The following is a 13,961-nucleotide window of genomic DNA, read 5'->3' on the forward strand; positions in this document are numbered from 1 at the left end:
TTCTTTGTCAGTTGTGTCTAGACTGGCCGGGTTCTTGTCGGGGTGCCTTGCTATGAGGCTGAGATCGAATAATTTCGGATCCCGTTGAACCTGATCAGGTTAACGCCTGCGTAGGGAACAAGATTTCTCGTCACCCGGCGAGTCCTCTTGTGCTTCGTCCGGGATGTTGTTCGACAATCGAACACCCCTCGAGCACTGAGCACAGCACGACTGGTATTTCCAGCGCCCGTGCGTCCATTCGATTACAGGTTCGCTCCGACAAAAATCCACTGCCTGGATGTGTTCGGAGAGCCCGTGATGACGATAAAACCAAAAAACATAACGAACCTGAGTGACTCGGCCCAAGTCGATCAACAATCGGTTCAGCCGTTTACCCGCTCGCAAAAAATCTATGTTCAGGGCTCTCGCCCGGACATCCTCGTGCCGATGCGCGAAATCAGCCTCGACGTGACCCCGACCGACTTCGGCGGTGAGATCAACGCGCCTGTCGTCGTGTACGACACCTCGGGCCCGTACACCGACCCCAACGTTATCATCGACGTGCGCAAAGGCCTGGCCGACGTGCGTTCGCCGTGGATCGAATCCCGTGGTGACACTGAGCGTCTGCCGGGCCTGAGCTCCAACTTTGGCCAGGAACGCCTCGCCGATGCCGAGCTGACCAAGCTGCGTTTCGCCCACGTGAACAACCCGCGCCGCGCCAAGGCCGGGGCCAACGTCAGTCAGATGCACTACGCCCGCAAAGGCATCATCACCGCCGAGATGGAATACGTCGCCATCCGCGAAAACATGAAGCTCGAAGTGGCCCGCGCCGCCGGGCTGCTGGACCAGCAACACGCCGGTCACAGCTTCGGTGCCAGCGTGCCGAAAATCATCACCCCCGAATTCGTCCGTGACGAGATCGCCCGCGGTCGCGCAATCATCCCGGCCAACATCAACCACACCGAACTGGAACCGATGATCATCGGCCGTAACTTCCTGGTGAAGATCAACGGCAACATCGGCAACAGTGCCTTGGGTTCGTCCATCGAAGAAGAAGTGGCGAAACTGACCTGGGGCATTCGCTGGGGTTCGGACACGGTCATGGACCTGTCCACCGGCAAGCACATTCACGAAACCCGCGAGTGGATCATCCGCAACTCGCCGGTGCCGATCGGTACGGTGCCGATCTACCAGGCGCTGGAAAAAGTCGGCGGCGCTGCCGAAGACCTTACCTGGGAGCTGTTCCGCGACACGCTGATCGAACAGGCCGAGCAGGGCGTCGACTACTTCACCATCCACGCTGGCGTGTTGTTGCGCTACGTGCCGCTGACCGCCAAGCGCGTGACCGGGATCGTGTCCCGTGGCGGTTCGATCATGGCCAAGTGGTGCCTGGCGCACCACAAAGAGAACTTCCTCTACACTCATTTCGAAGACATCTGCGAAATCATGAAGGCCTACGACGTCAGCTTCTCGCTGGGCGACGGCCTGCGTCCGGGGTCGATTGCCGACGCCAACGACGCCGCGCAATTCGGTGAGCTGGAAACCCTCGGTGAGCTGACCAAGATTGCCTGGAAGCACGACGTGCAATGCATGATCGAAGGCCCGGGCCACGTGCCGATGCAGTTGATCAAAGAGAACATGGACAAGCAGCTCGAGTGCTGCGACGAGGCGCCGTTCTACACCCTCGGCCCGCTGACCACCGACATTGCGCCGGGCTACGACCACATCACCTCCGGTATCGGCGCGGCAATGATCGGCTGGTTCGGCTGCGCGATGCTTTGCTACGTGACGCCGAAGGAACACTTGGGCCTGCCGAACAAGGATGACGTGAAGACCGGGATCATCACCTACAAGATCGCCGCGCATGCCGCCGATCTGGCGAAGGGGCATCCGGGCGCGCAGATTCGCGACAATGCCTTGAGCAAGGCGCGCTTCGAATTCCGTTGGGAGGACCAGTTCAACCTGGGCCTTGATCCGGACACCGCCCGTTCGTATCACGATGAAACCCTGCCGAAGGATTCGGCCAAGGTCGCGCATTTCTGTTCGATGTGCGGGCCGAAATTCTGCTCGATGAAAATCACCCAGGAAGTCCGTGAATACGCGGCCAACCAGCGGATCGAAACCGTCGACGCCGAAGTCGCCCAGGGATTGGCTGACCAGGCCGAGCGGTTCAAGCAGGAAGGCAGTCAGCTGTACAAGAAGGTTTGATCTGACCTGAGTAAGGTGGGGCCTGCACAGGCCCCATCGCCAGCAGGCTGGCTCCCACACTGGATTTGTGCTGTTCACAAGTCCCCTGTGGGAGCCAGCCTGCTGGCGATAGCGATCAAAAAAAACAAAAAATGTCCCTCTGAGATAACACCCTTGAGCATTCAACCCAGCACTTATTCCCCCGACATCGCGGTGCCCGCTGACAAACGTGTGTTCGGTGGCCGCGATCTGTTTTCCCTGTGGTTTTCCCTCGGCATCGGCCTGATGGTTTTGCAGACCGGCGCATTGCTCGCGCCAGGTCTTGGCCTGTCCGGCTCGTTGCTGGCGATCTTCCTCGGCACACTGGTCGGCGTTCTGCTGCTGGCCGCTGTCGGCGTGATCGGCAGCGATACCGGCCTGTCGTCGATGGCCGCGCTCAAACTCAGCCTCGGCAAGCGTGGTGCGAGCCTGCCCGCGGTGCTGAATCTGCTGCAACTGATCGGTTGGGGCTCGTTCGAAATCATCGTCATGCGCGACGCTGCCAGCTTGCTCGGTGCGCGTGCGTTCAGCGAAGGGAGTCTGTTCTCCAGCCCGCTGCTGTGGACATTGTTCTTCGGTGCCTTGGCGACCTTGCTGGCGGTCAGCGGTCCGTTGACCTTCGTACGGCAGATCCTGCGCAAGTGGGGCATCTGGCTGTTGCTGGCCGCGTGCATCTGGCTGACCTGGAACCTCTTCGCCAAAGCAGATCTGACGGCTTTGTGGGCGCAGGCCGGGGACGGTTCGATGCCGTTCGCCGTGGGCTTCGACATTGCCATCGCGATGCCGCTGTCGTGGTTGCCGCTGATTGCCGACTATTCGCGTTTCGGCAAGCGCGCGAAAAACGTGTTCGGCGGTACGGCGATTGGCTTCTTTATCGGTAACTTCTGGCTGATGAGCCTGGGCGTGGCCTACACCCTGGCGTTCGCGCCGAGCGGTGAAGTGAATGCCTTGCTGTTGGCATTGGCCGGTGCCGGCCTGGGGATTCCGCTGCTGCTGATTCTATTGGATGAATCGGAAAATGCGTTTGCCGACATTCACTCGGCGGCGGTTTCCAGCGGGATTTTGCTGCGTTTGAAAGTCGAACACCTGGCATTGGCCATCGGCGTGGTCTGCACCCTGATCGCCTTGTTGGCGCCATTGGCTCAGTACCAGAACTTCCTGTTGTTGATCGGTTCGGTGTTTGCGCCGCTGTTCGGCGTGGTGCTGGTGGATCACTTCATCTTGCGCAAGCGTTCTGCTCACGTGGCGTCAGCCGCATTGCGCTGGCCGGCGTTGCTCGCCTGGTTGGGCGGGGTGAGCACCTATCACTTGCTGGCCAATCTGTATCCGGACATCGGCGCAACCCTGCCGTCGTTGATTCTGGCAGGGCTGCTGCAGCTGGTGCTGGGCCGGGCCTTCAGTTACGGCCGGGAAACAGCTCGGGCTTGAGAATGCCGTTCAGGCGCGGGTAAGGGATCTTCAGTTCGACGTGGCCCAGCGCGTAAGGCGCGATGGTGCTCACTTCGTACTTGAGGATCACCCCGCCGTAGGTCAGCGCCACGTTCTGGGTTTTCTGGAACGGCCACTGCTTGACGAACTCCGGTTCCTGATCGAGCTTGGTGCTGATCAGCCAGCTGTTGTGCGCCACCTGTGCCGCTTTCCAGAAGGCCTCTTCCTGACCCGGCAGCAACATGTCGGACAGGGTCAGCACTTTATGCTGCTGGCGCGAATAGTTGATAAAGCTGCGGCCCGGCGTGCCATGTGCACCGCCGGTGTCCAGGTAGCTGGAAAATTCGACGATCACCAAGCCGTCATGCTGCTCACGTACCTTGGCTTGCAAGTAACTGCTGTAGCGCGGGCCGGCGGTGCGCAAAAACTCATCGCGATAGGCCGCCAGCGTCGGTGCCGTAGGGGCGTCGGGCGAGGTGCGGGTCATTTGCAGCAGGCGTTTTTCGACGATACCGTCAAGCTGAGGCTCGGCCGGGAAGCGTAGCGTGTCGATGTTTACCAGCGGGCAGTCCGGAGTTGTGCAGCCCGGCTTCAGTGTTTCTGCGGCATCGCGGGTGGTTTCCAGCGGCGCCCGGTAGTTGGGCTGGAACAGGCTTTGGCAAGCGCCCAGGGTCAGGGCGATTGCGGCCACGGAGGCGATTTTAAAAAGCGACATGGGCGTCCTTCATAAAACAGGGAAAGGCGAAAAGTTACCCGCTTCGACTCTCAACGAAGCAGTCAGTTCGCCACTAAGCTAATTAGAGTTGGTTTCGCCCTCACCGTCTATCCCGCTGACGGGAAAGGGGCTGCATCAAACGTCACGGGCGCGTTAGGATGGCGCGAAGTCGAGGCAGGAGCCTCGGAGCAGATACGAGGATTGCCATGACTGATTTTGCCAACGCCATTCCGACCGCCGTTGAGATCGTTCGGCGCGAAAAGTGCTACGAGGGCTTTTACAAGCTCGACCGCGTGCACTTGCGCCACGAATTGTTCGCCGGTGGCATGAGCCGCGAAATCAATCGTGAAGTGTTTGTTCGCCACGATGCCGTCTGCGTGCTGCCTTACGATCCGCAACGCGACGAAGTGGTGCTGATCGAACAGTTTCGCGTGGGCGCCATGGGCAAGACCGACAATCCATGGCTGGTTGAACTGGTCGCTGGTCTGATCGACAAGGATGAACAACCGGAAGAAGTTGCTCACCGCGAAGCGCAGGAGGAAGCTGGGCTTGTATTCGGGGCGCTGTGGCCGATGACCAAGTATTTTCCATCGCCGGGCGGTAGTAATGAATTCGTGCATTTGTACCTGGGGCGTTGCGAGACAACCGGGGTCGGCGGCCTGCATGGGCTGGAGGAAGAAGCAGAAGATATCCGCGTTACGGTCTGGGCGTTCGAAGATGCCTTGCAAGCCGTACGCGACGGACGAATTGCCAACGCGCCCAGCATCATTGCCTTGCAATGGCTGGCATTGAACCGCGTTGAAGTGAGGGGGTTATGGTCGTAAACACGTTGCGCGATCGTTACAGGGTGGACCTCGTGGGGCTGCAAGCCTCTTGCGAGGCCAACTACGCGCGCCTGATGCGACTGTTGCCGGACATGCGCAATGAACCGGCGGCGCGACGCATTGCCGTGACCCATGGCGAGCAGATGCTCGGCGTGCTGGCGCTGGAAGTGCTGCAGGTCTGTCCGTACACCACCACCCTGCAAGTGCGCCAGGAACATAGCTTGCCGTGGTTGCCGGTGCCGCAACTGGAAGTGCAGGTCTATCACGACGCCTGCATGGCCGAAGTGGTCAGCGCCGAACATGCGCGACGCTTTCGCGGCATCTATCCTTACCCGAACGCCGCGATGCATCAGCCGGACGAAAAGGCCCAGCTGAACATGTTTCTGGGGGAATGGCTGAGCCATTGCCTGGCGCTGGGGCACGAGTACGAAGTCGTTCGTTGACGTTGTTGTGAACTGCGTCAGGTTCACACATTTCCTCTTTTGAGCGTCCCCCAGCATACTTGCGGCATTCCACACATCCCGTGATTCAGCCTTGGGAGAACGCCTTGCCAAGCGTATCCACATTGACCCCCGCCGATTCGGCGTTGCTGGTGCAACTGTCCGACAGCCATCTGTTTGCCGAAGCGGACGGCACGTTGCTGGGCATGAATACGCGCGACAGCCTGCAACAGGTCATCGAGCTGGTCAGGCAGCAACAGCCGCAGATCGATCTGATCATCGCCAGTGGCGACCTTTCCCAGGACGGGACGTTGGAGTCGTACCGGCAGTTTCGCGACCTGACCCGGCAACTCGATGCGCCAGCGCGCTGGATCCCCGGCAATCACGATGAGCCGCGGATCATGGCCGAAGCCGCGGTGCAGAGCGCGTTGCTGGAGCCGGTGGTGGATATCGGCAATTGGCGCGTCACCTTGCTCGACTCGGCGGTGCCGGGTTCGGTGCCGGGGTATTTGCAGGATGAACAGTTGCAGCTGCTGGCGCGCTCGTTGAGCGAGGCTCCGGAGCGCCATCATCTGGTGTGCTTCCACCATCATCCGGTGTCGATCGGGTGCGCGTGGATGGAGCCGATCGGGTTGCGCAATCCAGAAGGGCTGTTTGCCGTGCTGGACCGGTTCCCGCAAGTGCGCGCGGTGCTGTGGGGGCATGTGCATCAGGAAATCGATCAAGTGCGCAACGACGTGCGCCTGATTGCCTCACCATCGACCTGCATTCAGTTCGAACCGGGGAGTGAGGATTTCAAGGTCGGCGAACAGGCGCCGGGGTATCGCTGGTTGCGGCTGTTGCCAAATGGACAGATTGAAACCGGCGTGGAGCGCGTGACCGGCTTCGATTACACGGTCGATTACGGTTCCAGCGGCTACTGAATATCTGTGGTGCTGCCTTCGCCAGCGGGCTGGCTCCCACAATGAATCCGCGTCGTGCACAAATCCCTGTGGGAGCGAGCCTGCTGGCGATGGCGTCCATTCAGACGACATGAATGTCGCGGATATCCCCGATTCCCCTGGCACCCTGTAAACTCCGCCTTCTTTACCCGACGCACAGGGAGTTCAAATGTCCGGTTCGATCCTCTATATCCACGGTTTCAACAGCGCGCCTTCGTCAAAAAAGGCCACTCAGTTGATCGAAGTGATGGAGCGTCTGGGCTTGAGCGATCAGCTGCGCGTTCCGGCCCTGCATCACCATCCGCGCGAGGCCATCGGTCAGCTCGAGCAAGCGATTTTGGAGCTTGGGCGGCCACTGCTGGTCGGCAGCTCACTCGGCGGCTACTATGCGACTCACTTGGCCGAGCGCCATGGCTTGAAAGCTCTGTTGATCAACCCCGCCGTCAGCCCGCACCGGATGTTCGACGGGTATCTGGGGACACAGAAAAACCTGTATACCGATGAAGCCTGGGAATTGACCCACGACCACGTGACGGCCCTGGCCGAGCTGGAAGTGCCAGCGCCCCGGGACCCGCAGCGGTATCAGGTGTGGTTGCAGACCGGCGACGAAACGCTGGATTATCGCCACGCCCAACAGTATTACCGGGCCTGTGCCTTGCGCATTCAGGCCGGCGGCGACCATAGTTTTCAGGGTTTTGCCGGACAATTGCCGGCAATGCTGAGTTTCGCCGGCATCGGCGCAGATTTGTATCAGGCGATTGATTTCACAGCACTGTGAACCTTCGCCTCTATTTCATAGAACATTTGACGACGAGACCCCATGGCCACTCCCAGCGCTAGCTCTTATAACGCAGACGCCATCGAAGTCCTCTCGGGCCTCGACCCGGTGCGCAAACGCCCCGGCATGTACACCGACACCAGTCGGCCAAACCACCTCGCCCAGGAAGTCATCGACAACAGCGTCGACGAAGCCTTGGCCGGGCATGCGACCTCGGTGCAGGTCATCCTGCACGTCGACCACTCCCTGGAAGTCAGCGATGACGGGCGTGGCATGCCGGTGGACATTCACCCGGAAGAGGGTGTGTCGGGCGTCGAGCTGATCCTCACCAAACTCCACGCGGGCGGCAAGTTTTCCAACAAGAACTACCAGTTCTCCGGCGGTCTGCACGGGGTGGGTATTTCCGTGGTCAACGCCTTGTCGACTGAAGTCCGGGTGCGCGTAAAACGTGACGGCAACGAATACCAGATGACTTTCGCTGACGGTTACAAGAAAACCGATCTGGAAGTGATCGGCACCGTCGGCAAGCGCAACACCGGCACCAGCGTGTTCTTCGCGCCGGACCCGAAATACTTCGACTCACCGAAATTCTCCATCAGCCGCCTCAAGCACGTGCTCAAGGCCAAGGCCGTCCTGTGCCCGGGACTGCTGGTCAGTTTTGAAGACAAGGCCACCGGCGAGAAAGTCGAATGGCATTACGAAGATGGCCTGCGCTCCTACCTGGTGGACGCGGTCAGCGAATTCGAACGCCTGCCGGACGAACCGTTTTGCGGCAGCCTGGCCGGTAACAAGGAAGCGGTCGACTGGGCGCTGCTGTGGTTGCCCGAAGGTGGCGACAGCGTGCAGGAAAGCTACGTCAACCTGATCCCGACGGCCCAGGGCGGTACCCACGTCAATGGTCTGCGTCAGGGCTTGCTCGATGCGATGCGCGAGTTCTGCGAATTTCGCAGCCTGCTGCCGCGCGGCGTGAAGCTGGCGCCGGAAGACGTCTGGGAACGCATCGCCTTCGTGCTCTCGATGAAAATGCAGGAGCCGCAATTCTCCGGCCAGACCAAAGAACGTTTGTCGTCCCGTGAAGCGGCGGCGTTTGTTTCCGGTGTGGTCAAGGACGCGTTCAGCCTGTGGCTCAATGCGAATCCGGAAACCGGCATGCTCCTGGCGGAACTGGCGATCAACAACGCCGGCCGTCGTCTGAAGGCGAGCAAGAAGGTCGAGCGCAAGCGCATCACCGCGGGGCCGGCACTGCCGGGCAAGCTCGCCGATTGCGCCGGGCAGGACCCGATGCGCTCCGAACTGTTCCTGGTGGAAGGTGATTCCGCCGGTGGTTCCGCCAAACAAGCGCGGGACAAAGAGTTTCAAGCGATCCTGCCGTTGCGCGGCAAGATCCTCAACACCTGGGAAGTCGACGGCAGCGAAGTGCTGGCCAGCCAGGAAGTGCACAACATCGCCGTGGCCATCGGTGTCGATCCGGGCTCGGCGGACATCGCCCAGCTGCGTTACGGCAAAATCTGCATCCTCGCCGACGCCGACTCCGACGGTCTGCACATTGCCACGCTGCTTTGCGCGTTGTTCGTCCAGCATTTCCGTCCGCTGGTGGACGCCGGTCACGTCTACGTCGCGATGCCGCCGCTGTACCGTATCGACCTTGGCAAAGAGATTTACTACGCCCTCGACGAAGCCGAGCGCGATGGCATTCTCGACCGTTTGGTGGCCGAGAAGAAACGCGGCAAGCCGCAGGTCACCCGATTCAAAGGCCTGGGTGAAATGAACCCGCCGCAACTGCGTGAAACCACCATGGACCCGAACACCCGGCGTCTGGTGCAGTTGACGCTGGAAGATTACGAAGCGACTTCGGAAATGATGGACATGTTGCTGGCGAAGAAGCGCGCTGGTGATCGTAAATCCTGGCTGGAATCCAAAGGCAACCTGGCCGAGGTTCTTGGCTGATGCGGGTTGGCTTTGCCCTGGCGTGTGCGTTACTCCTGACCTCCATTTCGGCGTTTGCCGAGCCGGCTCCGGAGTTGCGCCTGTTGTCCGAGCATCCCGTCGAGGGCATGCGCGGCGGCAACCTGTCGGGGCTGGCGCAGTGTGGCAAGGATTTGTGGACGATTTCCGATCGCGATGACGATCAGATCTACCGCCTCGAAACCGGCGATACAGTCTGGCAGACGGAAACCGTGCGCATCGGTGTGCCGCCAGTGCCGGACAGCGGTTTGCCCTGGGGCCTGCGTTCGCGGACCTGGGCGGCGTCTTTCGTGCGCGGCGGGGACCTGGATTTCGAAGGCATCACCTGCGACAGCGCGGGCAATCGCTACATCGTCAGCGAGTCCCATGCCGCGGTGCTGCAAGTGCCGCCCGTTGGGCCGACGTCCTGGCTGAAGATCTCGCCGATGCTGGTTCGCGAAGCCCGGGCCAGTGGCATGTTGTTGCACTTCAACGCATTGTTCGAAGGCCTGGCGATCAATCCGGCCGGTGATCAGTTGTGGTTGGCCGCCGAGCGCGAGCGCCGTGGCCTGCTGTTGATCAAGCGCCAGCAAACGGTCTGGGATTGCGACGGCGGCTGTGTGCTGCTGAGCGAAGCCGGGATGGAAATGCAGCCGGCGAAATTTCCCAAGGCCAGGGCAGTGTCACGGGATTTTGCCGACCTGTCGTTGTTCAACGGCAAGCTGTTTACCCTTGAGCGCAATGCGTTCGAAATTTGCCGCCGTGACGCGGTGACGGCCAAGGTCGAGCGTTGCTGGTCGTTTGCCGACGAAGCGTTGCAGGAAAACCGTCGTTATCCACAGGGCTATGGCCTGGCGGAAGCGCTGATCATCGACGCCAGCGGTGCCTGGGTCGGCATTGATAATAATGACGGCGCCCGTGCGGATGGCGAGTATCGCCCGATCGTCTGGCGCTTTGCCGCACCTGAAGGTGGCTGGAGTGCCAAGCCGTGACGCCGCAAACGCCCGGGAAACGCGCGGGTCGGGTGTTCATGGTGCTGGCCTGGTGCGCGGCGCTGTTTCTGGCGACGCGGTTTTTCGGCCAATGGGAGGAGCGACAGCAGAACCCCAACGTCGTCGTCAGCTCGGAGCAGGGCGAAGGTTTTATCGAAGTGAAACTGGCCAGCAATACCCAGGGGCACTTTGTCGCCAGCGGCCAGATCAACGGTCAGCCGGTGGATTTCATGCTGGATACCGGGGCAACCGATGTGGCGATCCCGGCGGAAATGGCCAAACGGCTGAAACTTGAAGAGGGCTTCGGGGTGACCCTGAGCACCGCCAACGGTCGCACCGAAGGGTATCGAACCCGTGTCGACCGCCTGCAAGTGGGCGACATTGTGCTGCGTGATGTGCGCGCCATCGTCGTGCCAGGCCTGGATGGCAAGCAAGTGCTGCTCGGTATGAGCGCGCTGAACAAACTTGAATTTACCCAGCGCGGTGGCACCATGCTGCTGCGCCAGACAACGAACCGATGAGGCCCGCATGAGCGACTCCCTTGATCTCAGCCTGGACGGTGTAGAACGCCGGTCACTGGCTGACTTCACCGAAAATGCCTACCTCAACTACTCCATGTACGTGATCATGGACCGTGCTTTGCCGCATATCGGCGACGGCCTGAAACCGGTACAGCGGCGCATCATCTACGCGATGAGCGAGTTGGGGCTGGACGCCGATTCCAAGCACAAGAAGTCGGCGCGAACCGTCGGTGACGTGCTCGGTAAATTCCACCCGCACGGCGACTCGGCTTGCTACGAAGCCATGGTCCTGATGGCCCAGCCGTTCAGCTATCGCTACACGCTGGTCGACGGCCAGGGTAACTGGGGTGCGCCGGATGATCCCAAGTCCTTCGCCGCCATGCGTTACACCGAAGCGCGGCTGTCGCGTTATTCCGAAGTGCTGCTCAGCGAACTGGGCCAGGGCACCGCGGACTGGGGCCCGAACTTCGACGGCACCCTCGACGAGCCGCTGGTGTTGCCGGCACGTTTGCCGAACATCCTGCTCAACGGCACTACCGGTATCGCCGTAGGCATGGCCACCGACGTACCGCCGCACAACCTTCGCGAAGTGGCGACGGCGTGCGTGCGTTTGCTCGATGAACCGAAAGCCACCGTCGAACAGCTCTGCGAACACATTCAGGGCCCGGATTACCCGACCGAAGCGGAAATCATCACCCCGCGTGCCGACCTGCTGAAAATGTACGAAACCGGCAAGGGCTCGGTGCGTATGCGCGCCGTGTATCACATCGAAGACGGCGACATCATCGTCACCGCGCTGCCGCATCAGGTCTCGGGCGCCAAGGTGCTGGAACAGATCGCGGCGATGATGCAGGCCAAACCGTCCAAGGCCCCACAGATCGCTGACCTGCGCGACGAATCCGACCACGAAAACCCGTGCCGGATCGTGATCATTCCGGGCGCACGGAAAAACTTTGACCACGATGCATTGATGACACACCTGTTCGCCAGCACCGAGCTGGAGTCGAGCTACCGAGTCAACATCAACATCATCGGTCTGGACGGCAAGCCACAGCTGAAAAACCTGCGGGCGTTGCTGGTCGAGTGGCTGGAATTCCGCGTTCAAACCGTGCGTCGTCGTCTGCAGTTCCGCCTCGACAAGGTTGAGCGCCGTCTGCACCTGTTGGACGGTTTGCTGATTGCCTACCTCAACCTCGATGAAGTGATCCACATCATCCGCACCGAGGAACATCCGAAAGCCGCCCTGATCGCGCGTTTCGCCCTCAGCGAAATCCAGGCCGATTACATTCTCGACACCCGTTTGCGTCAGTTGGCGCGACTGGAAGAAATGAAGCTGCGCGCCGAGCAGGATGAACTGCTCAAGGAACAAGCCAAGCTGCAAGCCCTGCTGGGCAGCGAAGCCAAGCTGAAGAAACTGGTGCGCACCGAGCTGATCAAGGACGCCGAAACCTACGGCGACGACCGTCGTTCGCCAATCGTCGAGCGCGCCGAGGCCAAGGCCTTGACCGAGCACGACCTGCTGCCAAATGAGAAAGTGACTGTCGTGCTGTCGGAAAAAGGCTGGGTTCGCTCCGCCAAAGGCCACGAAATCGACGCCACCGGCCTGTCCTACAAGGCTGGGGACGGATTCAAGGCCTTGGCGCCTGGTCGCTCCAACCAGTTTGCGGTGTTTATCGACTCCACCGGTCGCAGCTATTCGGTGGCCTCGCACACATTACCTTCGGCCCGTGGTCAGGGTGAACCGTTGACCGGTCGTCTGACACCGCCGCCAGGCGCCACGTTTGAATGCGTACTGATGCCGGAAGACGATTCGCTGTACGTCATTGCCTCCGATGCCGGTTACGGATTCGTGGTCAAGGGAGAGGACTTCCAGGCCAAGAACAAGGCCGGTAAAGCGCTGCTGAGCTTGCCGAACAACTCGAAGGTCATTCTGCCGCGCCCGGTGGCGGATCGTGAGAACAACTGGCTGGCTTCGGTGACCACCGAAGGTCGCCTGCTGATCTTCAAAATCAGCGATCTGCCACAATTAGGTAAGGGCAAAGGCAATAAGATCATCGGGATTTCCGGTGAGCGTGTGGCCAGCCGCGAAGAATATGTCACGGACATCGCTGTGCTGCCGGACGGTGCCACTTTGGTGCTGCAGGCCGGAAAACGTACCTTGTCACTGAAAGCGGACGACCTCGAACACTACAAAGGTGAGCGTGGACGTCGGGGTAACAAACTTCCTCGAGGCTTCCAGAGGGTAGATGCGCTGCTCGTCGAAAACCTCAATTAAGCGTCCTAGAGCGCTCGATCTACGATTTAACGCGTAGATCGACGCTTTGCCGCTGGAGTCGGAACGCATATTCACGGATGATATGGCCTTTCCAAGCGCCGGCGTGGCCGAGCGTTCTTCATATTTATTGAGTATTTTCACTGTGGTGAGCCTTGTGGCAACCACCTGGATGGGACGATGACTGCTCTGCGCCTTCCTTTTATTTTGATGCTCGCCGGCGTTCTTGGCCTGGCGGGATGCAGCACTCACCAACCGGTGTCGCTGTATCAGCTGGACAGCGGAAGTCCGGCTCAACCTGCGCAAAGCGCGGGCATGGCGGTTTTACTTGGCCCGGTAACGGTTGCCGACTACCTGCAACGTGAAACGCTGTTGCAGCGACAGCCTGACGGGAGCCTTCAGGCTTCAACCGATGGTCGCTGGGCTGGCAGCCTTTCTTCCGACATCGATCAGTTGTTGCTGCGTCAGGTGGCGGGTCATCTGGACAGCCAGCGTGTGGTGCTGGCGCCGGCAACCGTGGGCTTCACGCCGGATGTTCAGGTTCTGCTGACCATCACACGGCTGGACTCGGGTGAATCGCAGCCAGCGATCCTTGATGCACAATGGCGTTTGATCGACCGCCGCGGCCAGGTTCGCGACAACCGCATCATTCATCTGCAGGAACAACACGCTGGCGGTACGGCGGCGCAAGTTCAGGCACAGGGTGTGTTGTTGCAGAAACTCGCCGAGCAACTGTCGGTAGCGCTCAAGCCGCTGGCTAACCAGCCACCGATTGCGGAAGCGCCAAAAAAGCCGGCGTCCAAGCCCGCGGCACCGGCGGCGGAACAGGAAAAGCAGCCAAAGATCCCGATGGCTTCGCCGATCCGTACCGATATGGAAGTGTTCAGGTTCTAAGCCTGGA

12 protein-coding genes and 1 riboswitch are annotated in these 13,961 nt (G+C 60.5%); of the genes, 11 read left to right on the top strand and 1 reads right to left on the bottom strand.

What is annotated here, in order from left to right:
• Positions 1–28 precede the first annotated feature (28 nt).
• Positions 29–134, top strand: a riboswitch (TPP riboswitch).
• Between the two features lie 163 nt (positions 135–297).
• Together thiC and cytX are read left to right on the top strand one after the other, a co-directional pair.
• Positions 298–2,187, top strand: a complete 1,890-nt coding sequence (gene thiC / locus F8N43_RS25490) for a phosphomethylpyrimidine synthase ThiC (RefSeq protein WP_150632384.1) — start codon at positions 298–300, stop codon at positions 2,185–2,187.
• Positions 2,188–2,340: 153 nt separating this feature from the next.
• Positions 2,341–3,633, top strand: a complete 1,293-nt coding sequence (gene cytX / locus F8N43_RS25495; protein ID WP_150654529.1) for a putative hydroxymethylpyrimidine transporter CytX — start codon at positions 2,341–2,343, stop codon at positions 3,631–3,633.
• On the opposite strand, the gene F8N43_RS25500 is transcribed toward cytX, so the two are convergent.
• A complete protein-coding gene (locus tag F8N43_RS25500) occupies positions 3,602–4,348 on the bottom strand; it encodes an RsiV family protein (RefSeq protein WP_150654530.1) in 747 nt (248 codons plus the stop codon). The two genes, cytX and F8N43_RS25500, sit on opposite strands and share 32 nt — an antisense overlap.
• 206 nt (positions 4,349–4,554) lie before the next feature.
• On the opposite strand from F8N43_RS25500, the gene F8N43_RS25505 reads away from it, so the two are divergent.
• From F8N43_RS25505 to F8N43_RS25545, 9 genes are all read left to right on the top strand, one after another.
• Positions 4,555–5,172, top strand: coding sequence for an NUDIX domain-containing protein (locus tag F8N43_RS25505; RefSeq protein WP_150632387.1), 618 nt, complete (start codon positions 4,555–4,557; stop codon positions 5,170–5,172).
• Positions 5,163–5,615, top strand: coding sequence for a DUF1249 domain-containing protein (locus F8N43_RS25510; RefSeq protein ID WP_150632388.1), 453 nt, complete (start codon positions 5,163–5,165; stop codon positions 5,613–5,615). The genes F8N43_RS25505 and F8N43_RS25510 overlap by 10 nt, the downstream gene beginning before the upstream one ends.
• 104 nt (positions 5,616–5,719) lie before the next feature.
• Positions 5,720–6,535 (top strand): 3',5'-cyclic-AMP phosphodiesterase, encoded by an 816-nt coding sequence (gene cpdA, locus F8N43_RS25515; protein ID WP_150654531.1) that lies wholly within the window; start codon positions 5,720–5,722, stop codon positions 6,533–6,535.
• A 187-nt stretch (positions 6,536–6,722) separates the two neighbouring features.
• The gene (locus tag F8N43_RS25520; RefSeq protein ID WP_150632390.1) at positions 6,723–7,331 is read left to right on the top strand and encodes a YqiA/YcfP family alpha/beta fold hydrolase; all 609 of its coding nucleotides are present in this window, start codon (positions 6,723–6,725) and stop codon (positions 7,329–7,331) included.
• 42 nt (positions 7,332–7,373) lie between these two features.
• Positions 7,374–9,278, top strand: coding sequence for a DNA topoisomerase IV subunit B (parE, locus tag F8N43_RS25525; protein WP_150654532.1), 1,905 nt, complete (start codon positions 7,374–7,376; stop codon positions 9,276–9,278).
• Positions 9,278–10,267, top strand: a complete 990-nt coding sequence (locus F8N43_RS25530; RefSeq protein WP_150632392.1) for an esterase-like activity of phytase family protein — start codon at positions 9,278–9,280, stop codon at positions 10,265–10,267. The genes parE and F8N43_RS25530 overlap by 1 nt, the downstream gene beginning before the upstream one ends.
• Positions 10,264–10,788, top strand: coding sequence for a TIGR02281 family clan AA aspartic protease (locus F8N43_RS25535; RefSeq protein WP_150632393.1), 525 nt, complete (start codon positions 10,264–10,266; stop codon positions 10,786–10,788). Before F8N43_RS25530 ends, F8N43_RS25535 begins: the two co-directional genes overlap by 4 nt.
• 7 nt (positions 10,789–10,795) lie before the next feature.
• Entirely contained in the window at positions 10,796–13,063 is a 2,268-nt protein-coding gene (parC, locus tag F8N43_RS25540) for a DNA topoisomerase IV subunit A (protein ID WP_150632394.1), read from the top strand.
• A gap of 177 nt (positions 13,064–13,240) precedes the next feature.
• The gene (locus F8N43_RS25545) at positions 13,241–13,954 is read left to right on the top strand and encodes a membrane integrity-associated transporter subunit PqiC (RefSeq protein ID WP_150632395.1); all 714 of its coding nucleotides are present in this window, start codon (positions 13,241–13,243) and stop codon (positions 13,952–13,954) included.
• Positions 13,955–13,961 lie beyond the last annotated feature (7 nt).

The organism is Pseudomonas fluorescens (assembly GCF_902498065.1).
Lineage (GTDB): Bacteria > Pseudomonadota > Gammaproteobacteria > Pseudomonadales > Pseudomonadaceae > Aquipseudomonas > Aquipseudomonas fluorescens_BJ.